Origin of the sequence: Klebsiella sp. GW_Kp182, assembly GCF_040062275.1 — a bacterium.
Lineage (GTDB): Bacteria > Pseudomonadota > Gammaproteobacteria > Enterobacterales > Enterobacteriaceae > Klebsiella > Klebsiella michiganensis.
Map to the genome: position 1 here is coordinate 49,617 of NZ_JBEAFQ010000049.1, position 25,402 is coordinate 75,018.

General features: G+C 58.2%; 25 protein-coding genes. 11 read left to right on the forward strand and 14 right to left on the reverse strand.

The window, feature by feature from the left end; genetic code table 11:
* Window positions 1-225: 225 nt before the first annotated feature.
* The gene (locus ABLU88_RS21215; RefSeq protein WP_014228791.1) at window positions 226-1,617 is read left to right on the forward strand and encodes an APC family permease; all 1,392 of its coding nucleotides are present in this window, start codon (window positions 226-228) and stop codon (window positions 1,615-1,617) included.
* A gap of 121 nt (window positions 1,618-1,738) precedes the next feature.
* On the opposite strand, the gene ABLU88_RS21220 is transcribed toward ABLU88_RS21215, so the two are convergent.
* Window positions 1,739-1,861, reverse strand: a complete 123-nt coding sequence (locus ABLU88_RS21220; RefSeq protein WP_004849777.1) for a small membrane protein — start codon at window positions 1,859-1,861, stop codon at window positions 1,739-1,741.
* Window positions 1,862-2,132: 271 nt separating this feature from the next.
* Between ABLU88_RS21220 and ABLU88_RS21225 the strand changes: the two genes are divergently transcribed.
* Entirely contained in the window at window positions 2,133-2,357 is a 225-nt protein-coding gene (locus tag ABLU88_RS21225) for a hypothetical protein (RefSeq protein WP_064380751.1), read from the forward strand.
* Between the two features lie 138 nt (window positions 2,358-2,495).
* The gene (gene agp / locus ABLU88_RS21230) at window positions 2,496-3,743 is read left to right on the forward strand and encodes a bifunctional glucose-1-phosphatase/inositol phosphatase (protein ID WP_025106248.1); all 1,248 of its coding nucleotides are present in this window, start codon (window positions 2,496-2,498) and stop codon (window positions 3,741-3,743) included.
* A gap of 129 nt (window positions 3,744-3,872) precedes the next feature.
* On the opposite strand, the gene ABLU88_RS21235 is transcribed toward agp, so the two are convergent.
* Window positions 3,873-4,100, reverse strand: coding sequence for a YccJ family protein (locus tag ABLU88_RS21235; protein WP_004849783.1), 228 nt, complete (start codon window positions 4,098-4,100; stop codon window positions 3,873-3,875).
* 20 nt (window positions 4,101-4,120) lie between these two features.
* Entirely contained in the window at window positions 4,121-4,717 is a 597-nt protein-coding gene (gene wrbA, locus ABLU88_RS21240) for an NAD(P)H:quinone oxidoreductase (RefSeq protein ID WP_004100968.1), read from the reverse strand.
* Between the two features lie 374 nt (window positions 4,718-5,091).
* Between wrbA and ABLU88_RS21245 the strand changes: the two genes are divergently transcribed.
* Complete coding sequence (locus tag ABLU88_RS21245; RefSeq protein ID WP_004131287.1) at window positions 5,092-5,265, forward strand: general stress protein; 174 nt, start codon at window positions 5,092-5,094, stop codon at window positions 5,263-5,265.
* A gap of 235 nt (window positions 5,266-5,500) precedes the next feature.
* On the opposite strand, the gene rutG is transcribed toward ABLU88_RS21245, so the two are convergent.
* Genes rutG through rutA form a run of 7 tightly spaced genes read right to left on the reverse strand, consistent with a single transcriptional unit; the run spans window position 5,501 to window position 10,922 of the window.
* Entirely contained in the window at window positions 5,501-6,823 is a 1,323-nt protein-coding gene (rutG, locus tag ABLU88_RS21250; protein ID WP_348837867.1) for a pyrimidine utilization transport protein G, read from the reverse strand.
* 21 nt (window positions 6,824-6,844) lie between these two features.
* Window positions 6,845-7,339, reverse strand: a complete 495-nt coding sequence (gene rutF, locus ABLU88_RS21255) for an NADH-dependent FMN reductase RutF (RefSeq protein ID WP_004849801.1) — start codon at window positions 7,337-7,339, stop codon at window positions 6,845-6,847.
* Window positions 7,340-7,348: 9 nt separating this feature from the next.
* Window positions 7,349-7,939 carry a malonic semialdehyde reductase gene (locus ABLU88_RS21260; RefSeq protein ID WP_014228796.1) on the reverse strand — a complete coding sequence of 197 codons (591 nt, stop codon included), beginning with the start codon at window positions 7,937-7,939 and terminating at the stop codon, window positions 7,349-7,351.
* Window positions 7,936-8,739, reverse strand: coding sequence for a pyrimidine utilization protein D (rutD, locus tag ABLU88_RS21265; protein WP_348837870.1), 804 nt, complete (start codon window positions 8,737-8,739; stop codon window positions 7,936-7,938). The genes ABLU88_RS21260 and rutD overlap by 4 nt, the downstream gene beginning before the upstream one ends.
* Window positions 8,736-9,128 carry a pyrimidine utilization protein C gene (gene rutC / locus ABLU88_RS21270; RefSeq protein ID WP_348837872.1) on the reverse strand — a complete coding sequence of 131 codons (393 nt, stop codon included), beginning with the start codon at window positions 9,126-9,128 and terminating at the stop codon, window positions 8,736-8,738. Before rutC ends, rutD begins: the two co-directional genes overlap by 4 nt.
* On the reverse strand, window positions 9,121-9,831 hold the full coding sequence (gene rutB, locus ABLU88_RS21275; RefSeq protein ID WP_004849808.1) for a pyrimidine utilization protein B: 711 nt from the start codon (window positions 9,829-9,831) through the stop codon (window positions 9,121-9,123). The genes rutC and rutB overlap by 8 nt, the downstream gene beginning before the upstream one ends.
* A complete protein-coding gene (rutA, locus tag ABLU88_RS21280; protein WP_348837875.1) occupies window positions 9,831-10,922 on the reverse strand; it encodes a pyrimidine utilization protein A in 1,092 nt (363 codons plus the stop codon). Before rutA ends, rutB begins: the two co-directional genes overlap by 1 nt.
* Window positions 10,923-11,206: 284 nt before the next feature.
* On the opposite strand from rutA, the gene rutR reads away from it, so the two are divergent.
* A complete protein-coding gene (gene rutR / locus ABLU88_RS21285; protein WP_004849813.1) occupies window positions 11,207-11,845 on the forward strand; it encodes an HTH-type transcriptional regulator RutR in 639 nt (212 codons plus the stop codon).
* Here rutR and ABLU88_RS21290 read toward each other — a convergent pair.
* Both ABLU88_RS21290 and putA read right to left on the reverse strand, forming a co-directional pair.
* A complete protein-coding gene (locus ABLU88_RS21290) occupies window positions 11,842-12,237 on the reverse strand; it encodes a lysozyme inhibitor LprI family protein (protein ID WP_014228800.1) in 396 nt (131 codons plus the stop codon). The two genes, rutR and ABLU88_RS21290, sit on opposite strands and share 4 nt — an antisense overlap.
* A 191-nt stretch (window positions 12,238-12,428) precedes the next feature.
* Window positions 12,429-16,391, reverse strand: a complete 3,963-nt coding sequence (putA, locus tag ABLU88_RS21295) for a trifunctional transcriptional regulator/proline dehydrogenase/L-glutamate gamma-semialdehyde dehydrogenase (protein ID WP_348837878.1) — start codon at window positions 16,389-16,391, stop codon at window positions 12,429-12,431.
* A gap of 427 nt (window positions 16,392-16,818) precedes the next feature.
* Between putA and putP the strand changes: the two genes are divergently transcribed.
* Both putP and ABLU88_RS21305 read left to right on the forward strand, forming a co-directional pair.
* Window positions 16,819-18,327: a sodium/proline symporter PutP gene (putP, locus tag ABLU88_RS21300; protein ID WP_032719707.1), complete on the forward strand. Its 1,509-nt coding sequence runs from the start codon at window positions 16,819-16,821 to the stop codon at window positions 18,325-18,327.
* Window positions 18,328-18,439: 112 nt separating this feature from the next.
* Window positions 18,440-18,874 (forward strand): DUF3574 domain-containing protein, encoded by a 435-nt coding sequence (locus ABLU88_RS21305; protein WP_025106253.1) that lies wholly within the window; start codon window positions 18,440-18,442, stop codon window positions 18,872-18,874.
* 101 nt (window positions 18,875-18,975) lie between these two features.
* Here the strand turns inward: ABLU88_RS21305 and ABLU88_RS21310 are convergent, their stop codons facing one another.
* A complete protein-coding gene (locus tag ABLU88_RS21310) occupies window positions 18,976-20,160 on the reverse strand; it encodes a nucleoside transporter C-terminal domain-containing protein (RefSeq protein ID WP_348837881.1) in 1,185 nt (394 codons plus the stop codon).
* 273 nt (window positions 20,161-20,433) lie between these two features.
* Here ABLU88_RS21310 and efeU point away from each other — a divergent pair, with 273 nt between their 5' ends.
* The 4 genes from efeU to phoH all read left to right on the forward strand — a co-directional run bounded on the left by efeU (window position 20,434) and on the right by phoH (window position 25,027).
* Window positions 20,434-21,264 carry an iron uptake transporter permease EfeU gene (gene efeU / locus ABLU88_RS21315; RefSeq protein WP_009653546.1) on the forward strand — a complete coding sequence of 277 codons (831 nt, stop codon included), beginning with the start codon at window positions 20,434-20,436 and terminating at the stop codon, window positions 21,262-21,264.
* Window positions 21,265-21,316: 52 nt separating this feature from the next.
* On the forward strand, window positions 21,317-22,444 hold the full coding sequence (gene efeO, locus ABLU88_RS21320) for an iron uptake system protein EfeO (RefSeq protein ID WP_025106254.1): 1,128 nt from the start codon (window positions 21,317-21,319) through the stop codon (window positions 22,442-22,444).
* Between the two features lie 4 nt (window positions 22,445-22,448).
* Window positions 22,449-23,729: an iron uptake transporter deferrochelatase/peroxidase subunit gene (gene efeB, locus ABLU88_RS21325; RefSeq protein ID WP_049079879.1), complete on the forward strand. Its 1,281-nt coding sequence runs from the start codon at window positions 22,449-22,451 to the stop codon at window positions 23,727-23,729.
* Window positions 23,730-24,238: 509 nt separating this feature from the next.
* Window positions 24,239-25,027 (forward strand): phosphate starvation-inducible protein PhoH, encoded by a 789-nt coding sequence (gene phoH, locus ABLU88_RS21330; RefSeq protein WP_014228807.1) that lies wholly within the window; start codon window positions 24,239-24,241, stop codon window positions 25,025-25,027.
* Between the two features lie 51 nt (window positions 25,028-25,078).
* Here phoH and ABLU88_RS21335 read toward each other — a convergent pair whose 3' ends face one another.
* On the reverse strand, window positions 25,079-25,372 hold the full coding sequence (locus ABLU88_RS21335; protein WP_348837885.1) for a YciI family protein: 294 nt from the start codon (window positions 25,370-25,372) through the stop codon (window positions 25,079-25,081).
* Between the last annotated feature and the right edge of the window lie 30 nt (window positions 25,373-25,402).

Sequence of the window (25,402 nt, forward strand, 5' to 3'; positions counted from 1 at the left end):
CAACGGGGCTTCAGTTAACGACACAGTGTGTAACGAGGTAGGAAATGATGCAGATGTTTAAATATCCGCAGGGAGAAGGGGGCCGTCATGGCCGCATGGAATGCGTCGCCACCGCCGCTCGTCGGTTCTTTTTACCTTTTGATTTGCCATTAACCCCGTTGCGAAGCAGGTTGGTTTCCCGGTCTCTACGACCGCAAACCCAGGTGTGCAGCGGGGGAAATGGCTATGTCTATTAATCCCTCTCTCGATAACGCCTCCGGGGCGGAAAAACCGCGCCTGCGCAAGTCTCTCAAGCTGTGGCAGGTGGTGATGATGGGCCTCGCCTATCTGACGCCGATGACGGTTTTCGATACTTTCGGCATCGTCTCCGGCATCAGCAACGGCCACGTCCCGGCGTCCTATCTGCTGGCGCTGGCCGGGGTGCTGTTTACCGCCATCAGCTACGGCAAGCTGGTGCGCCAGTTTCCGCAGGCGGGTTCGGCCTATACCTATGCGCAGAAGTCGATCAGCCCGCACGTCGGTTTTATGGTGGGCTGGTCATCGCTGCTGGATTATCTATTCCTGCCGATGATCAACGTGCTGCTGGCGAAGATTTATCTTTCCGCGCTGTTTCCGGACGTGCCGCCCTGGGTGTGGGTGGTGACGTTTGTGGCTATTCTCACCGCGGCGAACCTGAAAAGCGTCAACCTGGTGGCGAACTTCAACACCCTGTTCGTGCTGGTGCAGATCTCGATCATGGTGGTCTTTATCGTGCTGGTGGTGCAGGGGTTGCATAAAGGGGAAGGGGTGGGCACCGTCTGGTCGCTCCAGCCGTTTATTAGCCAGAATGCGCACCTGATTCCGATCATTACCGGGGCGACGATAGTCTGCTTTTCGTTCCTCGGTTTCGATGCGGTGACCACGCTTTCCGAAGAGACGCCGGACGCCGCGCGGGTGATCCCGAAGGCCATTTTCCTTACTGCGGTCTACGGTGGGGTGATTTTTATCGCCGCCTCGTTCTTTATGCAGCTCTTTTTCCCCGATATTAGCCGTTTTAAAGACCCGGACGCGGCGCTGCCGGAGATCGCCCTCTACGTTGGCGGCAAGTTGTTCCAGTCGATTTTCCTGTGCACGACGTTTGTGAATACCCTGGCCTCAGGCCTGGCTTCGCACGCCAGCGTGTCACGGCTGCTGTACGTCATGGGCCGCGATAACGTTTTCCCGGAGCGCATTTTCGGCTACGTCCATCCGAAATGGCGTACCCCGGCGCTGAACGTGATCATGGTGGGGATTGTCGCGCTGTCGGCGCTGTTCTTTGACCTGGTCACCGCCACGGCGCTGATTAACTTTGGCGCGCTGGTGGCGTTTACCTTCGTTAACCTGTCGGTATTTAACCACTTCTGGCGGCGTAAAGGTTTTAATAAAACCTGGAAAGATCGCTTTCACTATCTGCTTCTGCCGATGGTGGGCGCGCTAACGGTGGGCGTACTGTGGATTAACCTGGAGGCGACCTCGCTGACGCTGGGTCTGATATGGGCGGGCCTCGGGCTGCTGTATCTGACGTATCTGACCCGCCGCTTCCGCAAGCCGCCGCCGCAGTTTGACGGCGCCAAAGCGGAACAGGCCTGGGAATCGTAACGATTTTTTACGCCGACACAAAGGCAGGCGATTGAGCCTGCCTTCTTTTTTGTCATTCTCGTTTGAAATCAGGCGCTCGGGAGAGATAGCAGGGGCAGAAGGTAAGAATAGTGAGGACGTATTATTTCTTTTTCTTATGAGTTGGCAGCTGTGCAGAGCGCCGATCCTTCACATAGGAGACCAGGCTGAAGATGGCTACTCCCAGCAAAACCACCGCGACGATAAAGAGCAGGATACCTGACATAGATTAACCTAATGTTATGTTTAACATGAAGAAAAAATACCGTGATATCGAGATAATAGCATCGGGATATTTCTTAAAGATGACCCGATGAATCAGACGAGAATAGACTGCCAGCAATACACTGAAATTATTATTTACATGAATAAATGTGAAGAGTAAAGCAAAGGTGTGGTGAAAAAATGAACGGGTTACACTCGTTTAAGCGAATTTACAGACGAGAGTGCCACAGGCTGCTACCCTTGGCCCGCTTAAATAGGGTTGAGAGTAATAAATGTTTAACAAGCATATCATCGGTCTTATTGGGCCGTTGTTGATTCTGACTTCATTCCATAGCCTGGCTGACGCCGGGCAGCCGTCAATTCGTGAACGTATTGTCGAGCAGGTGTTAAAACCCTGCGAAGGAAAAAAAGCCGGCGATAAAGTGCTGATCGTCGACCATCGCGGCGGCAAGCATGCGGCTATCTGCACGCTGGCGGCGGTACCGCTACCGGAGTAACGCCCCCCTCTGATTTCAGCCTCCCTTCGTTCTGGCGGAAAGCGTATTTCTTTCCGCACTTTGCGAGCCATTGCCCGGAAAAATGTCATAAATTTGTCACAATTAAGGCGATGATAATCACTGACTGAGGATTAAGGGATGAGAAAAAGTCTACTCGCTGCCGCCGTGACCGGCGTTATTTTACTCTCCGCCGGCGTCCAGGCGCAGGAACAGGCGGCACCGGAAGGGTACCAGCTTCAGCAGGTGCTGATCATGAGCCGCCATAACCTGCGCGCGCCGCTGGCGAACAACGGCAGCGTGCTGGAGCAATCAACGCCGAAGTCCTGGCCTGAGTGGGATGTCCCCGGCGGCCAGCTGACCACCAAGGGCGGGGTGCTGGAAGTGTATATGGGGCACTATATGCGCGAATGGCTGGCGCAGCAGGGGCTGGTGACCAGCGGCGAATGCCCGCCGGAGAACGCGGTCTACGCCTATGCCAATAGCCTGCAGCGCACCGTCGCCACCGCGCAGTTCTTTATCACCGGCGCGTTTCCCGGCTGCGGCGTGACCGTGCACCATCAGGAAAAAATGGGCACCATGGACCCGACGTTTAATCCGGTGATCACTGACGATTCCGCCGCGTTTAGCGAAAAGGCGGTGCAGGCGATGGAGAAAGAGCGGCAGGGGATGCAGCTGAGCGAAAGCTATAAGCTGCTGGAGGAGATGACCGACTACCGTAACTCCCCGTCCTGCAAAGAGAAGCAGCAGTGCTCGCTGAGCGATGCGAAAGATACCTTTAGCGCCAAATATCAGCAGGAGCCGGGCGTTTCCGGGCCGCTTAAAGTCGGCAACTCGCTGGTTGACGCCTTTACGCTGCAATATTACGAAGGTTTCCCGAAAGACCAGGTGGCGTGGGGCGAAATCGCCAGCGATAAGCAGTGGCAGGTGCTGTCGAAGCTGAAAAACGGCTATCAGGACAGTCTGTTCACCTCGCCGGAAGTGGCGCGCAACGTGGCTAAACCGCTGGTGAAATATATCGATAACGCGCTGGTGGGCGACGCGGCGAAAGCGGCGAAAGTCACGCTGCTGGTGGGGCACGATTCCAATATCGCCTCGCTGCTGACGGCGCTGGATTTTAAACCTTATCAGCTGCACAACCAGTACGAACGTACGCCCATCGGCGGCAAGCTGGTGTTCCAGCGCTGGCATGATAAGAGCGGCAATCGCGACTTGATGAAGATTGAGTACGTGTATCAAAGTACCGAACAGCTGCGCAATGCCGATGCGCTGACCCTGCAATCGCCGCCGCAGCGGGTGACGCTGGCGCTGAACGGTTGTCCGGTCGATGACAACGGCTTCTGCCCGATGGACACCTTTAAAAAAGCGATGGCCGAGGCCACGAAGTAGCAGAGTATAAAAAACCCGGAGCAATCCGGGTCTTGCTGCCGATGTTTAGCCTGGTCTTATAGCCCGAACAGGCGCCTCCGGGAAGCTCATGTAAGAACTCCCGGAGGCGGTACTGCGTACCTGTTCTGGCTACACGTTCTTGCGTTCGATAGTTTGTTCGCCCCAGAACAGGGAGTCTTTGTCGGTTTTGGCGAAGGCGAGGGGCAGGACTTCATCGCTGCCTTCTTCCCAGATTTTCTCCGCCAGCTTTTCATCGTAATTGGCTAATTCAAAAATCGCCTCGGCAATTTCGGGAGACGTATTGCGCAGACTGGCCCATTCACCCACGCGGTGGGCCTTTGCTTCTTGATTCGGCATGCTTGTCCTCCTGCTGAAGATTAACCGTGTAATTTCACTGCCAGACCCGCAACGTGTTGCCCCTGATAGCGGGCAATGGCTAATTCTTCTTCACTTGGCTGGCGTGAGCCGTCGCCGCCGGCAATGGTGGTGGCGCCGTAAGGCGTGCCGCCGCGAACCTGCGAGACATCAAACAGCTCCTGGGCGCCGTAGCCAATCGGTACAATAATCATCCCGTGGTGGGCAAGCGTGGTCCAGGTTGAGGTGATGGTTTGCTCCTGACCGCCGCCGGTACCGGTTGAGCTGAATACGCTGGCCAGTTTGCCGTACAGCGCTCCGGACGCCCACAGGCCGCCGGTTTGATCGAGAAAGGTGCGCATCTGTCCGGACATATTGCCGAAACGGGTTGGGGTACCAAAGATGATGGCGTCGTACTCAGCCAGCTCCTGCGGCGTGGCGACGGGCGCGTTTTGCGTTTTCCCGCCTGCTTTGGCAAAAACCTCTGCCTGCATGGTTTCCGGCACGCGCTTCACGACCACTTCAACGCCATCTACCTTGTTTGCTCCTTCGGCGACGGCATGCGCCATGGTCTCAATGTGTCCGTACATGGAATAATAAAGCACCAGAATCTTAGCCATTTGCATCACTCCTCGGTTGCGTTATGAGCCAGCCAGTCGACTGGCTACCTTTAAAGATAAGACCTCTGGCGAAGAGTGCAAATGCAACAATCATTTATTTGATTTATAACAACATTGCTAACATTCAGGGCTGTTGCAAAAAGATACATCTTCAGCGGCGCTATTTTAGGCTGTCATAAGAGTCGCTTAGCGCGCGTCCGGCGCAATAGCGGCAGTTCTTATACAAAATCTATTTCAGAATGTGACGATATCCACCCGGCACGGCTTTCCTTCGCTAACCTTAAAAGCACGTGATACGCAACCCGTATCGCGGAGGCCAGAGCCTCGTGTTTCACCTAATGCAGCATGATGTCTAACCTAAATGGAGGTCAGTAATGGCAAACCATCGTGGCGGTGCCGGCAACTTTGCCGAAGACCGTGAAAGAGCATCAGAAGCAGGTCGTAAAGGTGGCCAGCATAGCGGGGGGAACTTTAAAAACGATCCTCAACGCGCTTCCGAAGCGGGCAAGAAAGGGGGCAAAAACAGTCATGGTAGCCGCGAAAGCTAGCGCGCCGGATTGTTGCTGATGGGGTTAATCTCCCGGGCCCGACCCCATCACCCTCGCCGCCGACGTCACGTCGGCGGTTTTTTTTTCCACTTTGCAGGTTCCGCTGAGCGGGAGGAGCGCCCGGCTCGCGGCGTAAACGCCTTAACCGGGCTACGGGTTGACGCTGTTTTGTAGCCCCGGTAAGCGCAGCGCGACCGGGCATTTCCCGGTACGGGTCTGCTGGCGTTGCACGCTTTTATACCGGGGTGACGTTGGTTTGCCCGGCCTCACGCGGACGGCGGTTAAGCAGAGCGTGGAGCAGGATCGCGCCGAAGGTGGCCGTCCCGATGCCGCCGAGGGTAAAGCCGCCGAGCGAAAGCGCGAAGTCGCCCGCCCCCAGCACCAGCGTCACCGCCACCATAATCAGATTTGCGTTCTGGCTCAAATCCACGCGGTTTTGCACCCAAATTCGCGCGCCCGCGACGGCAATCAGGCCAAACACCACAATCGATGCGCCGCCGATCACCGGTCCCGGAATGGTATGGATCAGCGCGCCGAATTTCGGTGAAAACCCAAGCAGCATCGCAATCAGCGCCGCCGCGACGAACACCAGCGTCGAGTACACTTTGGTGACCGCCATCACGCCGATATTCTCCGCGTAGGTGGTCACGCCGCTGCCGCCAACCGAACCGGAGAGCATCGTTGCCAGTCCGTCGCCGACGAACGCGCGGCCCATATACGGGTCCATATTGCGCCCGGTCATCCCGGCAACCGCCTTCAGGTGGCCGAGGTTTTCCGCCACCAGAATCACCGCCACGGGAGCGATCAGCATCATTGCCTGGCCGTTAAAGGTCGGGGCGGTCAGCTGCGGCAAACCGAACCACGCCGCCTGCTCAAGCAGGCTAAAATCCAGCGGCTTGCCCAGCCCGAGGCCGTTGGCCAGCAATGCGTACAGCGCGCAGGCGATAATCAGCCCGACGAGGATCAGCAGCCGCTGCAGCATCCCGCGGGTAAACACCGCGACCAGGCCGATGCTCAGCACCGTCAGTACCGCCATCCAGCCGTCGAACGGCGTTGCTGATACGCTGCGTACCGCGATGGGCGCGAGGTTAAGGCCTATCGCCATGACCACCGCGCCGGTGACTACCGGCGGCATCAGCCGCTCAATCCAGCGGGTGCCGATTTTCATCACCACCAGGCCAATCAGGGTATAAACCAGCCCGCAGAGCATAATGCCGCCCAGCGCAACGCTAAGGTGCGGGTTAAGCCCCTGGCCATTGAAGCCGGTAACGGCAATGACCACGCCGACAAAGGCGGCGCTGGAGCCAAGGTAGCTCGGCACGCGCCCGCCGGTAACCAAAAAGAACAGCAGGGTGCCGATGCCGGACATCAGGATCGACAGATTGGGATCCAGCCCCATCAGGATTGGCATCAGGACGGTCGCGCCAAACATCGCCACCGCGTGCTGAACGCCCATCACCACGGTTTGCCCGACCGACAGACGTTCATCGGGGGCCACGACGCCGGACGCGGCGGAGGGGGAGGTTAACTGCCAGCGAGGAAAATCGAAGAGAGCCATGATGAGATCCTGGGTTTAGGGTTAACAGGCTGGACGCATCAGCGTGTGGTAGCCGCGGTCGAACCACATCAGTCCGCGCGGTTCCGGATGGCGTACAATCGCCGCCACTTCGCAAAACAGGATGTCGTGAGTTCCGACGCTGACGATCTGGCTGATGCGGCAGTCGAAGCTGACCAGCGCCGCTTCCAGACGCGGACAGCCGGTCGCGCCGGTTTGCCAGTCGGCGGCGGCGAAGCGCTCCGCCATCGGCGTTTTACCGCCGAAAACGTTCGAGAGTTCTTCCTGGCCGGCCGCCAGGGTGTTGACGCACAGGGCCTGGTGCTGGCTGAAGATCGGCCACACCGAGGCGGAGCGATTCAGGCACACCAGCAGCGTGGGCGGCGCGTCGGTAACGCTGCAGACGGCGCTGGCGGTAAAGCCGGCGCGGCCTGCGGGACCATCGGTGGTGATGATGTTGACCGCCGCCCCGACGTGGGCCATGGCGTCGCGAAAGCTTTGTTTATCGGCAGTAGACATGCGGGCTCCTTATGCCAGCTGGCAGGCATCATCAAAAGGCAGACGCGGCAGGCGAGCGTACAGCTTGCCGGGATCGCCGTAGCCGATATTAATCAGCAGGTTGCTTTTCCAGGCGCCGTCGGCAAAAAACGCCGCATCGACTTTTTCGCGGTCAAAGCCCGACATGGGGCCGGTGTCCAGGCCCAGCGCGCGGCAGGCGAAAATCAGGTACGCCGCCTGCAATGAACCGTTGCGAAAGGCGGTCTCTTCCACCATCTGCGGGCTGGAGGTAAACCAGCTGCGGGCGTCGCCGTGAGGGAACAGCTCCGGCAGCCGGTCATAGAACGCGCTGTCCCAGGCGACGATAGCGGTGACCGGCGCCTGCAGGGTCTTCGCAACGTTGCCGCTCGACAGGGCCGGGCGCAGCTTCTCTTTGCCTTCCGGTGTGCGGATGAAAACGAAGCGCGCCGGGGAGCAGTTAGCGGAGGTCGGTCCCATTTTCAGCAAGGCGTAGATTTCACGCAGCTGCTCGTCGCTGACCGGCCTGTCCAGCCAGCCGTTATGGGTTCGGGCCTCGGTAAACAGCGCGGCGCAGGCGGCCGGGCTAATGGCTTCGCTCATAGATTCTCCTGGGGGACGGGCAGCATCGCGGCCAGCCCGTCGCATAAAATAGGGTTAAAGGTGGCGGTATCGGTGACGTTGCAGGCGTGGCCGCCCCAGGCCATTTCCGCCAGCTGGCTGCCGGGGATTGCCGCCTGCAGCACGCGGGAGCAGGAGGCCGGGACCAGCAGATCGTCAGCGGCGCTGATAATCAGCGTCGGGCAGGTTATCGCTGCCGCCCGCCGCGAAAAGTCGGCCTGCTTGAGGGCGTTCAGCCTTTTCAGTAAATTCTCTTTGCCCTGGAAATGGCTGATGGCTAGCGCGTCTTCGGCCTCCAGCCGCGGCAGGCGAGAAGCCATCCACTCCGCCGGATAGAGGAACAGCGGCTGCGCTTCTACCCACGCCTGCGCGCCGCCCGCGTGCAGCAGGCGTTCGCGCACCAGAAAGCAGCGGCGGGTATGCGGGGAGAGCGTCAGCCAGCCGTTCACCAGCACCAGGGCGCTTATCGCTTCGGGATGGTCCAGCGCCAGCTGCAGACCGATCAGCGCGCCCAGGGCGTGACCGACCAGCGCAAAACGCACAATCCCCGCCGCCTGCAGCGCCGCGTTAAGCTCCTGCGCCATGGCCGCCATGCTGTAGCCGACGGGCAGCGGGCCGCCGTTTTCACCGGTGCCGTTATGGTCATAGCTCACCAGCTGATAGTGCGGTTCGAGCGCCGCCCGCTGCGGTAGCCAATAGCCGCCCGCGCCGCCGAGCCCGGCGCTCAGAACCACCGCCGGCGCGCCCGGATAAGGCGCCGGGGAGACATTTAGCTTCATCATGCCGGCTTCCCGATATGCGCGATGGTGGCTATTTCCACCAGCGCATCGGGCTTCACCAGCCCGCACTGAATGCAGAAACGCGCCGGTTTGTCGCCGGGGAAGAACTCCGCGTAGACCTCATTAATCGCGGCGTAGTTTTTCCAGTCGGTGATAAAGATGCTGTTGAAGGTCACATCCGCCATACTGCCCCCCGCCGTCTCGATAACGCTCTTGATGGTTTCCAGCACGTGGCGGGTTTGCGCCTTTGGGTCGCCGATATAGACCACGTTGTTTTGCTTATCGAACGGCAGGGTGCCGGAGACGTAAACCACGCCGTCGGCCAGCGTGCCCGGGACAAACGGGGCGATAGGCGTAGTGGTGCCTGGCGGAATAATCACCTGTTTAGGCATAACGTTTCTCCTCGGAAAAGGCGCGCGGCGCGGCGGGCTCAAGGGCGGTACAGAAGCTGGCGACATCGCTGACCCAGCCAAAGAAGGTTTCGATATTGAACAGCGCCGCCTGCTGGGCGAACGCCGGACCGGCCTGATGGGTGGCGTCTTCCAGCACGATACCGAAATACTCGAGGAAGAAGCCGTCGCGCAGGGTCGATTCCACGCAGACGTTGGTGGCAATACCGGTAAAGATCAGATGGCGGATGCCGCGGCTGCGCAGAATGCTGTCGAGCGCGGTGTTAAAGAAGCCGCTGTAGCGCGGTTTCGGCAGCACGATATCGCCGGGCTGCGGCTTAAGCTGATCGACCAGCTGATAGTCCCAGCCGCCTTTCGCCAGCAGCTTGCCCTGCAGCTCCGGGTTCTTTCGCATGGTTTTCAGCGCGTTGGATTTATGAAAATTCGGCGAACCGGGGCCGCCGGCCTCCACGTACTGGTCGTCCCAGCCGTTCTGGAACCAGATAATCAGCATCCCGGCGGCGCGCGCGGCGGCCACGGCGACGTTGATATTGTCGATAACCGGGCGGGTGGCGGAAACGTCAAATCCGGCGAGGTCGAGATAGCCGCCCTGGCTGGCGTAGGCGTTCTGCATATCGACAACAATCAGCGCGCTCTGCTGCGGCGCAAAGGTCAGGGATTCCGGGCGAGCGGGCAGGGTAATCATCAGGCAACCTCTTGAGTCATGGTGGCGATATGGTCGCGGCAGCGCATCAGCGGCTGAATGCGCTGACCAAAGGCTTCGATACCGATAAGGAAATCATCAAACGTCAGCAGCACGCCGTCGGTGCCGGGTACCGCCGCCACTTCGTCGAGCATGCGGGCGACGCTGGCATAAGAGCCGACAAGGGTGCCCATATTGATGTTGACCGCCGAGGTGGGATCGGCCATCTGGCGCACGTTGGTGTCGCTGCCGGAGCGGGTGTCTTTCTGGCTCTGTTCGGTGAGCCACGCCAGCGCTTCGTCATCGGCGCCGGCTTTGTAATGCTCCCATTTGGCGCGGGCCGCCTCGTCGGTTTCGTCGGCAATCACCATAAACAGGACGTAGGAACCGACGTCGCGGCCGGTTTTTTCCGCCGCCTCCATCATCCGCGCGGCGGTCGGGGCGAAGGCGGCAGGGGTGTTGACCCCTTTGCCGAAGCAGAAGTTGTAGTCAGCGTGCCGGGCAGAGAACGCCATACCGGCGTCGCTTTGCCCGGCGCAGATCACTTTCATCGGCTGCGACGGCTGCGGGCTGACGCGGCAGTCGTTCATGGTGAAGTAGTCGCCTTTAAAGTCGCTGCGCCCGGTTCCCCACAGGTCGCGCAGGACCTGGACATATTCGGTGAGATAGTCGTAACGGCTGGCGAAGTAGTCGTCGCCCGGCCAGATGCCCATCTGCTCGTATTCCGGCTTTTGCCAGCCGGTCACCAGATTGACGCCAAAGCGGCCGCCGGAGATAGAGTCGATAGTCGAGGCCATGCGCGCGACGATCGCCGGGGGCAGCGTCAGCGTGGCGGCGGTGGCGTAGATCTTAATGCGCGAAGTGACGGCCGCCAGTCCGGCCATCAGGGTGAAGGACTCCAGATTATGATCCCAGAATTCGGTCTTACCGCCGAAGCCGCGCAGTTTAATCATCGACAGCGCGAAATCGAAGCCGTAGTGTTCGGCTTTTTGCACGATGGCCTTATTGAGCTCAAACGTCGGCATGTACTGGGGAGCATGGGTGGAAATCAGCCAGCCGTTATTACCAATCGGAACGAAGACACCAATTTTCATACCTACCTCTCTGCATGTCGTTGAACAAGAAGGCGCGGCGCTGCATCCTGCATCTCCCTCAATCACCTCGCCTGAAAGATAAAGCAAAGGCGATGCCAGTTTTGCAAAGGCTAATGTTATTAAGGTGTTGCTGGATGGTTGCCGAAAATAGCAGCAATAAAAGTGGACTGAATGGTCAAAATCGGTGCACGAAAAAACCGCAGTCGTGCGCAATCAGGGTGCAGAGAGTCGTGTCGGCGCTGGGCTTTTGCTATGCTGATGGCGTGAAAAGAAGGAGATAACGAATGGCACAGGGCGGCGTGAAAAAGATCGGCAAACGCTCACAGGCGGTGAGCGCGAAAAAAGAGGCTATCCTGGCCGCCGCGCTGGACGCGTTCTCGCAGTTTGGTATCCACGGTACGCGGCTTGAGCAGGTCGCCGAACTGGCCGGGGTATCGAAAACGAACCTGCTCTACTACTACCCGTCGAAAGAGGCGCTGTATATTGCCGTGCTGCAGCAGATTCTGGCTATCTGGCTGGCGCCGCTAAAGGCCTTTCGCGAAGATATCAGCCCGCTGGTGGCCATCGGCGAATATATCCGCCTTAAGCTGGAGGTTTCCCGCGATCACCCGCAGGCGTCAAGGCTGTTCTGCCTGGAGATGCTGCAAGGCGCGCCGCTGCTGATGGGCGAGCTGACCGGCGATCTGAAAGCGCTGGTGGATGAAAAGTCGGCGATTATTTCCGGCTGGGTCGAGAGCGGCAGGCTGGCGCCGGTTGACCCGCAGCATTTGATCTTTATGATCTGGGCGACCACACAGCATTACGCCGATTTCGCCACTCAGGTTGAGGCGGTAACCGGCGCGACGCTGCGCGATGAGGCGTTTTTTCAGCAAACCGTCGATAACGTCCAGCGGATGATTATCGAAGGGATTCGCGTACGTTAATTGGCGGGCGGCAGCGGGCAGCTCTGATCGCCATCCTCGCACTGCAGCAGCGAGGCGAGGAACGATTCGCGCTCGACGGTTTTATCGGACATGCACTGGTTGATCAGCATCGGCTGTACGCTGCCGCCTTCAGCGCCGGAGGCGAGGAATTGACAGTCGGCGTCGCGCAGGGCAATCCACGACAGCTGCGCTTTTTTCAGCAACTCCTGCTGCTTGCCGGAGGCGCGCTTCAGCGCTTCCTGATACGTTTCATTTAGTTTTTTGTCGTCAGCCTGGTACCGCTCGGCGGTGCACTGGTTCATTTCCGTTTGATTGCTGGCGTTGCTGCATTCGTCCGCCAGCGCATGGGTGCTTGCCAGCAGCGCGGCAAAAGCGAGTAAAGTGCGTTTCATTGGTCAACTCCCATAAAAAAAGCTCCCGTCCGGGAGCCTTAATTAACCACAGCCTGCGTCTGGTGTCATTAGCTGACGTTGTGCCGTCGGCTTCCCGGGGGCGGCGCAAAGCGCCTTGCCCGGGCTACTGATAGTGCGGGCTGTGGTTGGGTAGCCCGGGTAAGGCATCAGCCGCAACCCGGGAAGCGGGCTTAGCCAATCGTCATCAGGCTGGCGTTGCCGCCGGCCGCGGCGGTATTGACGCTGAGCGAACGTTCAATATAGAGGCGCTCCAGCAGCAGATTGCTCTCGCCGCGGGCGAAGCCCTGCACCGACACGATCGCGCCATCGCGCGCCGCCACCTGTTCGCACAGCTCCCGCAGCTGATCGGAATCGCCGTGGTAGATAACCGCATCGAAAGGCTCGGTCGTCAGGGTTTCCGCTTTGGCGAAGTGGATCCGCGCGCTGACCTCACGCGGCAGCTTTTTCGCCAGCTCGCGCTGCAGAGGAGCGTCCGGCCACAGCACTTCGCAGCCAACGGCGGTCACGCCCGCCAGCTGGGTGAGCGCGTCCTGCTCATTATCGGCCACGCACAGCACGCGGTCGCGCGGCATAAAGGTCAGGGTGTTGCGCTCGCCGGTTGGCCCCGGCAGCAGACGCTGGGTTCCGGCCTGCGCCTGCTCGCTGAACTGCTGGCACAAAGCCTGCAGCTCCGGGCGATCCGCCGCCCACTGCTGTAAAGCGACCAGCGGTTTTTCCAGCAGCGTCTTCAGCTGCGCGTCCAGCGGATACTCCGCGTCCTGGCGGGCGAGGGTAATCCCGACGGCGTTCTGCGGGCGGCTGGAGAGCAGTCGATACAGATACAGCGGGCCGCCGGCTTTTGGACCCGTACCCGACAGGCCCTCGCCGCCGAACGGCTGCACGCCGACCACGGCGCCGACCATATTACGGTTGACGTACAGGTTGCCGACGTTGGCGCTGCCGGTGACCTGAGCGATGGTTTCGTCAATACGGGTATGCACGCCGAGGGTCAGACCGTAGCCGGAGGCGTTAATCTGTTTGACCAGCCCGTCCAGCTCGTTGCGGTTATAGCGCACTACGTGCAGCACCGGGCCGAAGACCTCTTTTTTCAGCTCATCGAAGCTGTCGAGCTCAATCAGCGTCGGCGGAACGAAAGTACCGCTGGTCCACTCGCGGGAATCTTCGCCGTTTTCGCGCACCGCCTGGAAGACTTTGCGCCCTTTGGCGCGCAGCGTCTGGATGTGGCGCTCAATATTCTCTTTGGCTTCGGCGTCAATCACCGGCCCGATATCGGTGGTCAGACGGCCCGGATTGCCCATCCGGCACTCGGCCATCGCGCCGCGCAGCATGGTCAGCGTATGATCGGCGATATCATCCTGCAGGCAGAGTACGCGCAGGGCGGAGCAGCGCTGCCCCGCGCTGTCGAACGCCGAGGCGAGCACATCGATCACCACCTGCTCGGTTAATGCTGAAGAGTCGACGATCATCGCGTTCATGCCGCCGGTTTCGGCGATCAGCGGCGTCGGACGACCCTGAGCATCCAGCCGGCTGGCGATATTGCGCTGCAGCAGGGTGGCGACTTCGGTTGAGCCGGTAAACATCACGCCGCGTACGCGCTCGTCGGAAGTCAGCGAGGCGCCGACGGTTTCCCCGCGGCCCGGCAGCAGCTGAATAACCCCCGGCGGTACGCCCGCTTCCAGCAGGATCGCCACGCCCTGAGCGGCGATGAGCGGCGTCTGCTCGGCCGGTTTTGCCAGCACGGTATTGCCTGCCGCCAGCGCGGCGGCAATTTGTCCGCTAAAGATCGCCAGCGGGAAGTTCCACGGGCTGATACAGACGACCGGGCCCAGCGGGCGATGGGTTTCGTTGTCAAAATCGTTGCGCACCTGACCGGCGTAGTAGTGGAGGAAGTCCACCGCTTCGCGCACTTCGGCAATGGCGTTGCTGAAGGTTTTCCCCGCTTCGCGCACCAGGATGCCCATCAGGGTCGGCATCTGGCCTTCCATCAGCACCGCGGCGCGTTCGAGGATCGCCGCGCGCTCCTGCGGCGGGGTGGCGAACCAGATTGGCGCGTTGTTAACCGCGCTGGTCAGCGCCTGCTGAACTTCGTCCTCGCTGGCTTCGCGCACGTAGCCGACGATATCTTTTGGCTCCGCCGGGTTCACGACCGGCTGCATTTCGCCTTCGGCCACCGGGTACTCCAGCATCGGCAGCGCCTGCCATTTATGCAGCGCGCTGTTTAATAACGAGGAGGAGAGGGAGGCCAGACGATGCTCGTTGGCGAGATCCAGACCGGCTGAATTGCTGCGGTCTTTGCCGTAAAGGTCGCGCGGCAGCGGGATTTTCGGGTGCGGAAGACCCACCTGGCCCTCCTGCTGGGCCAGTTTTTCCACCGCGGCGACCGGGTCGGCAACCAGTTCATCCAGCGGCAGGGTGCTGTCGGCGATCCGGTTCACGAACGAGGTGTTGGCGCCGTTTTCCAGCAGACGACGCACAAGGTAGGCCAGCAGCGTTTCGTGGGTGCCGACCGGCGCGTAGATACGGCACGGGCGGTTGAGTTTGCCATCGGCGACTTTACCGGTCACCTGCTCGTACAGCGGCTCGCCCATGCCGTGCAGGCACTGGAATTCGTACTGTCCCGGGTAGTAGTTCTGCCCGGCCAGCTGATAAATTGCCGCCAGGGTGTGGGCGTTATGGGTAGCGAACTGCGGATAGATCAGGCTCGGCACCGCCAGCAGCTTTTTCGCACAGGCCAGATAGGAGACGTCGGTGTAGACCTTGCGGGTATAGACCGGATAGCCTTCGAGACCGTCCATCTGCGCGCGTTTGATTTCGCTGTCCCAGTAGGCGCCTTTGACCAGACGAATCATCAGGCGGCGACGGCTGCGGGTCGCGAGGTCGATCAGGTAGTCAATCACGAACGGGCAGCGTTTCTGATAGGCCTGGATCACAAAGCCAATCCCGTTCCAGCCCGCCAGCTCCGGTTCAAAGCAGAGTTTTTCCAGCAGATCGAGAGAGATCTCCAGGCGATCGGCCTCTTCGGCGTCAATGTTGATACCGATATCGTACTGGCGCGCCAGCAGGGTCAGCGATTTCAGGCGCGGGTAAAGCTCTTCCATCGCGCGGTCGTACTGGGCGCGGCTGTAGCGCGGGTGCAGCGCGGAGAGCTTAATCGAAATGCCCGGTCCTTCATAAATGCCCCGTCCGTTGGAGGCTTTGCCGATGGCGTGGATCGCCTGCTGGTAGGAGACCATATAGGCCTGGGCATCGTCGGCGGTCAGCGCCGCTTCGCCCAGCATATCGTAGGAGTAGCGGAAGCCTTTGTCTTCCAGCTTGCGGGCGTTGGCCAGCGCTTCGGCGATGGTTTCGCCGGTGACGAACTGCTCGCCCATCAGGCGCATCGCCATATCGACGCCTTTACGAATCAGCGGTTCGCCGCTTTTGCCGATAATACGGTTCAGCGAGCGCGACAGGCTGGTTTCGTTGTGGGTCGAGACCAGCTTGCCGGTAAACAGCAGCCCCCAGGTGGCGGCGTTGACGAACAGCGACGGGCTGCGGCCGATATGCGACTGCCAGTTGCCGTTGCTGATTTTGTCGCGGATCAGGGCATCGCGGGTGGCTTTGTCGGGAATGCGCAGCAGCGCTTCCGCCAGACACATCAGGGCCACACCTTCCTGCGAGGAGAGCGAGAACTCCTGCAGCAGGCTCTGCACCATTCCGGCGCGGCCGCTGGCGGTTTTCTGATTGCGCAGCTTCTCCGCCAGCTGATAGGCGAGCTTGTGCGCCTGTTCGCCGAGAGTCTGCGGCAGGCGAGCCTGCTCCAGCAGCATCGGCACGGCGTCGGTTTCGGCCCAGCGCCAGGCGGCGGTGATCGACGCGCGGGAAACGGACTGCGGCAGGATCTGCTCGGCGAAATCGAGGAAGGGCTGATAAGGTTCGTCAGCCGGATGACCGGCCTCATCGCTTTCGTTCGCCGCGCCGGACAGCAGCGCCGGCAGCTCCGGCAGCGTCTCGTCGTTTTCCAGCTTTTCCAGATAGTTGAAAATGGCCTGTTTAATCAGCCAGTGCGGCGTGCGGTCAATACGGCTCGCCGCGGATTTAATGCGTTCACGCGTCGCGTCGTCAAGTTTTACACCCATGGTGGTGGTGCCCATGTCAGGAACTCCTGTAATAGAACGTCTTCGTGCCAAGATGAGGTTGCGTAGAAATATCCACCATGTTGCAACTTTGTGCAACCTTGTTAATTGAGAATTGTGTGGCAGGTAGAAAAACGCCGGGAATGTTAAAAATGATGATGAAAATAGCAGGTATTTATCCCCTGTCTAATAAGGTATTTCTATGCGTCACTTAACACTTTTGCGTGGTGCAACCGCTAAAAACGTGAGAGAGTGCAACCTATAACAAAATGAAGTTTGGTCCCGGAAGCATTTCGTGTAAATGCTGTGTTAAATCGTTTGTGAAAAAACAAAGCTTCCGTCAGGATACGGTCGCCCAATACAACCAATAGGCCATTGCCCCGTTCCGGTAGTGGATAAAACGACAAATTTGGACGCTGTCGACAAAAATTCTGGAGATTTTTACATGGCTATTAGCACACCCATGTTGGTGACTTTTATTGTTTATATTTTTGGCATGGTACTCATCGGCTTTATTGCCTGGCGCTCGACAAAGAACTTTGATGATTATATTCTCGGCGGCCGCAGCCTTGGCCCATTCGTCACCGCGCTCTCCGCCGGAGCCTCCGATATGAGCGGCTGGCTGCTGATGGGGCTACCGGGGGCGATATTTATTTCCGGTATTTCCGAAAGCTGGATTGCCATTGGCCTGACGTTAGGCGCATGGATTAACTGGAAGCTGGTGGCGGGGCGTTTGCGGGTGCATACCGAGGCGAATAATAACGCCCTGACGCTGCCGGATTATTTCACCGGCCGTTTTGAAGATAAAAGCCGCGTGCTGCGCATTATCTCGGCGCTGGTCATTTTGTTATTTTTCACCATCTATTGCGCTTCCGGTATTGTGGCCGGCGCGCGTCTGTTTGAAAGCACCTTTGGCATGAGCTACGAAACCGCGCTGTGGGCCGGGGCGGCGGCAACCATTATTTATACCTTTGTCGGCGGCTTCCTCGCGGTAAGCTGGACCGATACCGTTCAGGCCAGCCTGATGATATTCGCCCTGATCCTGACGCCGGTGATGGTGGTGATTTCCGTCGGCGGGTTTGGCGATTCCCTGGAAGTGATTAAGCAAAAGAGCATTGAGAACGTTGATATGCTCAAGGGCCTGAACTTCGTGGCGATTATTTCGCTGATGGGCTGGGGCCTGGGCTATTTTGGTCAGCCGCATATTCTGGCGCGCTTTATGGCGGCGGATTCGCATCACAGCATCGTTCACGCCCGTCGCATCAGCATGACCTGGATGATCCTCTGCCTGGCGGGCGCCGTGGCCGTCGGTTTCTTCGGAATTGCCTACTTCAATAACAACCCGGCCGTTGCCGGTGCGGTTAATCAGAACGCTGAACGCGTCTTTATCGAACTGGCGCAGATTCTGTTCAACCCGTGGATTGCCGGGATCCTGCTGTCGGCGATTCTGGCGGCGGTGATGTCCACCCTGAGCTGCCAGCTGCTGGTGTGTTCAAGCGCCATTACTGAAGATCTTTATAAAGCGTTTTTGCGTAAAAATGCCGGACAGAAAGAGCTGGTATGGATAGGACGCTTTATGGTGCTGCTCGTCGCGTTAATTGCGATCGCCCTGGCGGCCAACCCGGAAAACCGCGTGCTGGGTCTGGTGAGCTACGCATGGGCTGGCTTTGGCGCAGCGTTTGGCCCGGTGGTGCTGTTCTCGGTGATGTGGTCACGAATGACCCGTAACGGTGCACTGGCCGGGATGATCATCGGCGCCTTAACGGTCATTATCTGGAAGCAGTTCGGCTGGCTGGGCCTGTATGAAATCATCCCAGGCTTTATCTTTGGTAGCCTGGGGATTGTGGTCTTCAGCCTGCTGGGTAAAGCGCCTTCCGCCGAGATGCAGCGACGCTTCGCCGAAGCGGACGCCCATTATCACTCCGCACCGCCGGTGCGCGCGACCGCCGAGTAAGCCTCCGCAACCCCATCAAGCCCGCGTAATGCGGGCTTTGTTATTTATGTCTCTTGCTAATGGCTTGAAAATACGCTGATATCTCAGCACAAATAACAATGAGGGTAGCAAAATGAGTTTCAAACAGGGTGCAGTGGCGCTGGTACTGGCAGGGATATTAAGCGGCTGCGTAGCGCCCGCCGCGAAGAGGGCTCCGGCGGCGGACGCTAACGCCTGCCCGGCGGATAACGCCATGGTGCAAACCACGCTTTATTTCGGCTTAAGCCGTCCGGCCGGGAAGGATATTACCGCGCAGGAGTGGCAGCAGTTCGTTGACCGCGACGTGACGCCGCGCTTTCGCGATGGCCTGACGGTCTTTGACGCGCGCGGGCAGTGGCTGGGCAATGACGGTACCGTGGCGCGCGAGCAGAGCAAAGCGCTGATGCTGATTCACGGCAAAGATGAGAAGAGCGAAGAGGGGATTGAGGCGCTGCGCACGACCTATAAATCACGCTTTGCTCAGGAGTCGGTGATGCGCGTTGACCAGCCGGTCTGCGTACATTTTTAATTTGAATCAGGTGATATTCCCGGGTTGCGGCTAACGCCTTACCCGGGCTACATAGCTACGCGGGCCTGTTACCCCGGGGTAACAGGCCAAACGCGCTTCGGTTACAGTACCAGCCCCGCAAAGCTGGCGGAGAGCAGGCTGACCAGCGTTGCGCCATACACCAGGCGCAGGCCAAAGCGGGAAACGATATTCCCCTGCTGCTCGTTCAGGCCTTTAATCGCCCCGGCGATAATGCCGATAGAGGCAAAGTTGGCGAAGGAAACCAGGAACACGGATAAAATTCCCAGCCCGCGCGGCGTCATGCTGGCGGCTATTTTTTGCAGCTCAATCATGGCGACAAATTCATTGGCCACCAGTTTCGTCGCCATAATACTCCCGGCGTTCAGCGCATCGCTAAGCGGAATGCCAATCAGCCACGCCAGGGGATAAAAGATGTAGCCGAGGATCTGCTGGAAGCTCAGGCCAAATATCGTGGCGAACAGGGCATTTATGGCGCTAATTAAGGCGATAAAACCAATCAGCATCGCCAGAATAATCATCGCGACTTTAAAACCGGCCAGAATATATTCACCGAGCATTTCAAAGAAGCTCTGGGATTCATGCAGTTTTTCAAGCTTGATCTCCTCCTCGCTGCCCGGACGCGTCGGGTTAATGATCGACAGCACAATAAAGGTGCTGAACATATTCAGGATCAGCGCGGCGACGACGTATTTCGCGTCGAGCATACTCATATAAGCGCCGACGATGGAGAGCGACACCGTCGACATCGCGGTGGCCGACATGGTGAACAGGCGGCGGGAAGAGAGATCGCCGAGCACGCCTTTATAGGCAATAAAGTTCTCTGATTGACCGAGAATCAGCGAACTGACCGCGTTGAAGGACTCCAGCTTACCCATACCGTTAACCTTTGACAGCAGAGTGCCAATCAGGCGAATAAAAATTGGCAGAATACGCCAGTGCTGAAGAATACCGATGAGCGCGGAGATAAAGACAATGGGGCACAGCACGCCAAGGAAAATAAACGCCAGCCCTTTTTCACTCATGCCGCCAAATACAAAGTTGGTGCCTTCGGCGGCAAAGCCGAGCAGTGATTCAAAAAAGGATGCGATATTTTTCACTAGCCACAGGCCGCTTTCGGCGTGGAGAAAAAAGAAAGCCAGGGCAACTTCAATAATAATTAACTGGATAATATAGCGAATGCGGATTTTTTTACGGTCGTAGCTGGCAAGCCAGGCAAGGGCGAGGATAACCACCAGCGCCAGCAGGAAGTGCAAGAATTGAGTCATGTCGTTTATTTCGCAGGTCAATAAGGCCGCCATTTAGCCACAGCTGGGCAGCCGGGTAAATATCTGGCGCAAAAAATCCCGTCCTCCTGCCCCGAGGGGCCTGGGCTGCGAGATAATCGCGCAAGTCATTATTTGTTCGCGACTGATTTACAAATCGTCATCATTCACTCCACATTTCACTTGTGTTTCTGATTATTGTAATGATAATCACTATCATAAATATTTACCTATCTTTGCATCAGTTGACTGCGGTTCACATTTAAGGGTGTTGGCATGTTTGTCCCATTTCTCATCATGTTACGTGAAGGCCTGGAAGCTGCGCTGATTGTCAGCCTGATTGCCAGCTATCTGAAACGCACCCAGCGCGGTAGCTGGATTGGCGTCATGTGGATTGGGGTGCTGCTTGCGGCGGCGCTGTGCCTGGGCCTCGGAATTTTTATCAACGAAACCACCGGCGAGTTTCCGCAGCGCGAGCAGGAGCTGTTCGAAGGCATCGTGGCGGTGGTGGCGGTGTGCATTCTGACCTGGATGGTGTTCTGGATGCGTAAGGTGTCGCGCAACGTCAAACAGCAGCTTGAGCAGGCGGTTGATAATGCCCTCCAGCGCGGAAATAACCACGGCTGGGCGCTGGTGATGATGGTCTTTTTCGCCGTTGCGCGTGAAGGCCTGGAATCGGTCTTTTTCCTGCTCGCCGCTTTCCAGCAGGATGTCGGAATCTGGCCGCCCATCGGCGCGATGCTCGGCCTGGCGACGGCCATCGTTTTAGGGTTCCTGATCTACTGGGGCGGCATCCGCATGAATCTCGCCGTCTTTTTCAAATGGACCAGCCTGTTTATTTTACTGGTGGCCGCAGGCCTCGCCGCGGGGGCTATCCGCGCCTTTCATGAGGCCGGACTGTGGAACCATTTCCAGGCGGTCGCCTTCGACCTGAGCAACGTCATTTCGACGCACACCCTATTCGGCACGCTGCTGGAAGGGATCTTCGGCTATCAGGAAACGCCGACCGTCAGCGAAGTGGCGGTCTACTTTATCTATTTGATCCCGGCGCTGGTGCTGTACGTCTCGCCGCCGGGTAAAAAAACCACCGCATCCCGGGCAGCGTAGTCGGGCATCGCGGATTGCAATAGTGACAACATACTTATCGAAAGGGATGGTCATGATGAATCATTTTCGTCGTAATGCGCTGCAGCTTACGCTTGCTGCGCTGTTCAGTTCGGCTTTTTACGCCCAGGCGGCCGATATTCCGCAGGTCAAAGTGACCGTCACCGACAAACAGTGCGAGCCGATGAACGTCACCGTGAAGGCGGGTAAAACCCAGTTCATCATTCAGAACCACAGCCAGAAAGCGCTGGAGTGGGAGATTCTGAAAGGGGTGATGGTGGTGGAAGAGCGGGAGAATATCGCCCCCGGCTTTACGCAAAAGCTGACGGCCAACCTGCAGCCGGGTGAATATGATATGACCTGCGGCCTGCTGACTAACCCGAAAGGCAAACTGACGGTGACCGGCGAGGCGACCAAAGATGCCGCCAAAGCCGATGCGCTGCTCAGCCTGGGTGAAGCCATTACCGCCTATAAAGCCTGGGTTAGCGCCGAGACCGCGGAGCTGGTTAGCGGCACGAAAGCCTTTACCGATGCGGTGAAAGCGGGCGATATCGAGAAGGCGAAAGCGCTGTACGCGCCGACGCGCCAGCACTATGAGCGTATCGAACCGATCGCCGAACTGTTCTCCGATCTCGATGGCAGCATTGACGCCCGCGAGGATGACTACGAGAAAAAAGCCGAAGATCCGAAATTCACCGGCTTCCACCGGCTGGAAAAAGCGCTGTTTGGCGATAACAGCGTCAAGGGAATGGATAACTATGCCGATCAATTGAACGCTGACGTTCTCGAGCTGCAAAAACGCATTAGCGAACTGGCGTTTCCGCCGTCAAAAGTGGTCGGCGGCGCGGCCGGTCTGATTGAAGAAGTGGCCGCCAGCAAAATCAGCGGCGAAGAAGATCGCTACAGCCATACCGACCTGTGGGATTTCCAGGCCAACATTGACGGCGCGCAGAAAATCGTCGACCTGCTGCGTCCGCAGCTGCAAAAAGAGAACAGCGCGCTGCTGGCGAAGGTGGATGCCAACTTCAAAAAGGTGGACGCCATTCTCAGCAAATACCGCACCAAAGATGGCTTTGAGACCTATGACAAGCTGACGGATGCCGATCGTAACGCGCTGAAAGGCCCGATCACCACGCTGGCGGAAGATTTGGCCCAACTGCGCGGGATCCTGGGTCTGGACTAAGGCGATGGCTGAGCAAAAATATGATGTTAATCAACCGTCCCGGCGGCGGTTGTTAAAAGGGATCGGCGCGCTTGGCGGCGCGCTGGCGATATCCGGCGGCTGCCCGGTGGCGCACGCGGCAAAAGACAATAGCTCTCCGGGCACGGTGTCGCCGGATGCGCGTCAGGAAGCGCAGCCGTTTTATGGTCCACATCAGGCAGGAGTGCTGACTCCGCAGCAGGCGTCGATGATGATTGTCGCCTTTGATGTGCTGGCCAGCGATAAAGCGGACCTTGAGCGGCTGTTTCGCCTGCTGACCCGGCGTATCGCCTTTCTGACCAAAGGCGGTCCCGCGCCGGAGACGCCGAACCCGCGGCTGCCGCCGATGGACTCAGGCATTCTCGGGCCGTGGATCGCCCCGGATAATTTGACGATCACTGTCTCGGTGGGGCATTCGCTGTTTGACGAGCGTTTCGGCCTGGCTAATCATGCGCCGAAGAGGCTGCAAAAGATGACGCGTTTTCCGAACGATTCGCTGGATGCGGCGCTGTGCCACGGCGATCTGCTGCTGCAAATTTGCGCCAACACCCAGGATACGGTAATTCACGCCCTGCGGGATGTGATTAAGCACACCCCGGATTTGCTCAGCGTGCGCTGGAAGCGGGAAGGGTTTATCTCCGACAGCGCCGCGCGCAGCAAGGGTAAAGAGACGCCGGTGAATCTGCTGGGCTTCAAAGACGGCACCGCGAATCCGGTGAGCACCGATAAGGCGCTAATGGATAAAGTGGTGTGGGTCACCGCCGACCAGGGAGAGCCTGCGTGGGCGACGGGCGGCAGCTATCAGGCGGCGAGGATTATTCAGTTCCACGTTGAGTTCTGGGATCGCACGCCGCTGAAAGAGCAGCAGACTATTTTTGGCCGCGATAAACTGAGCGGCGCGCCGCTTGGGATGAAGCATGAGCACGATGTCCCGGATTACAGCAAAGACCCTGACGGCGATTCCATTGCGCTCGATAGCCATATTCGTCTGGCGAACCCGCGTACCCCGGAAACCGAATCCAGCCTGATGATGCGCCGGGGCTATAGCTATTCGCTGGGGGTGACCAATTCCGGTCAGCTGGACATGGGGCTGCTGTTTGTTTGCTACCAGCACGATCTGCAAAAAGGCTTCCTGACGGTGCAAAAGCGCCTGAATGGAGAAGCGCTGGAGGAGTACGTGAAGCCCATTGGCGGCGGCTATTTCTTTGTTCTGCCAGGGGTTATCGACGATCGGCATTATCTCGGGCAATCGCTGCTCGAAGCCTGACGTACCTGCCCGCAAGGGCAGGGCGTTTTCTGCTGTTTTTCCATTCATTTTTTGTATTTCCTGCCTTGTTTCATTTTTCTGTAATCTTATAGTCGGAAACTCTCCTCAGCTGCGATGAGAATTATTTGTTGTCTGTGTGTGAAAAATAAGTTGCGCTTAGAATTATTTCTGATGTACTTATTACAGGCGCGGTAGTTCTCGGCAGTAGTCTCGTTTCATTATGGAGATCGCGAATGCCCGATTGCTGTAACGGAAAACGTCAAACCCCAGACCGTACTCATCAGCACGGGAGCCCAACTTCCGGCCGCGATTTTCACACCGCAAAATCCTTCTCCTCTATCAAAGAAAACCAGAACCCAGGCAAGGTTACCGGTGCGCGTAGCCGTGACCCTCTGCCAATTCGTCAGGCAAGCAATGGCTTACAAGGAAGCCAAACCTCAATCGTTAGTGCGCATAATCGCGTCGATCGTGGCGCGTGTGATGTAAACCAACAACGCAAGGTGCTATCCATGGGAAGACAAAAAGCAGTGACCAGAGCTCGTCGTGAGGCCAAACGTGTGCTGAGACAGGATTCGCGAAGCCATAAGCAGCGCGAAGAAGAATCGGTCACATCGCTTGTGCAAATGAGTGGCGTAGAAGCCATTGGCATGGCGCGGGATAGCCGCGACGCATCGCCAATCGAAGCGCGCAATGACGCTCAGGCGCATTATTTGAATGCCATCGACAATAAACAGCTGATCTTCGCCACGGGCGAGGCCGGGTGCGGTAAGACCTGGATTAGCGCGGCAAAAGCAGCTGAAGCCCTGATCCATAAGGATGTGGACAGAATTATTGTTACCCGTCCCGTTCTGCAGGCCGACGAAGATCTCGGCTTCTTACCGGGAGATATCGCCGAGAAGTTTGCTCCCTATTTCCGACCGGTCTATGACGTGCTGGTGAGAAGGCTAGGGGCTTCCTTTATGCAGTACTGCCTGCGTCCGGAAATCGGCAAGGTGGAAATCGCGCCGTTCGCCTATATGCGCGGACGTACATTTGAAAATGCGGTGGTGATTCTGGACGAGGCCCAGAACGTGACCGCTGCGCAAATGAAGATGTTTTTGACCCGCCTCGGGGAGAACGTGACGGTTATCGTCAACGGCGACATTACCCAGTGCGATTTACCTTCAGGCGTACGGTCGGGTCTGACCGATGCGCTGGCGCGTTTTGAAGAGGATGAGATGGTGGGTATTGTGCGCTTTACAACCGATGATTGCGTGCGCTCAACGCTTTGCCAGCGCGCGCTGAAAGCCTACTACTGAGTTCTTCTGCGTCTGCAAAGCCCGGGTGACCGGGCTTTGTTTTTTGCTGCACTACAGAAGAGCCTGCAGTGAAGGAGCGGCCATCGTGGCTTCAAACGGAACGATCTCGACTTTCGCTACGCCCGATTGCTGAAATGGATCCTGGCTCAGCCAGTTTTGCAGCCCATCCATATCATCGCCTTTAGCCAGAATCACGCCGCCGGACATGGGGATTTTACGCCCCGAAGCGAGAAATATTCCGTCAGCATAGCCTTGCTTTAGCCATTCCACGTGCGCAGCAAGCTGGGCGTCTACCTGATCAAGCGGTTTAACGTAAGTCAGAACAACAACGGCAATGGTGCTCATTTTCCTTCCTTAACATTTAAATGTAACGCT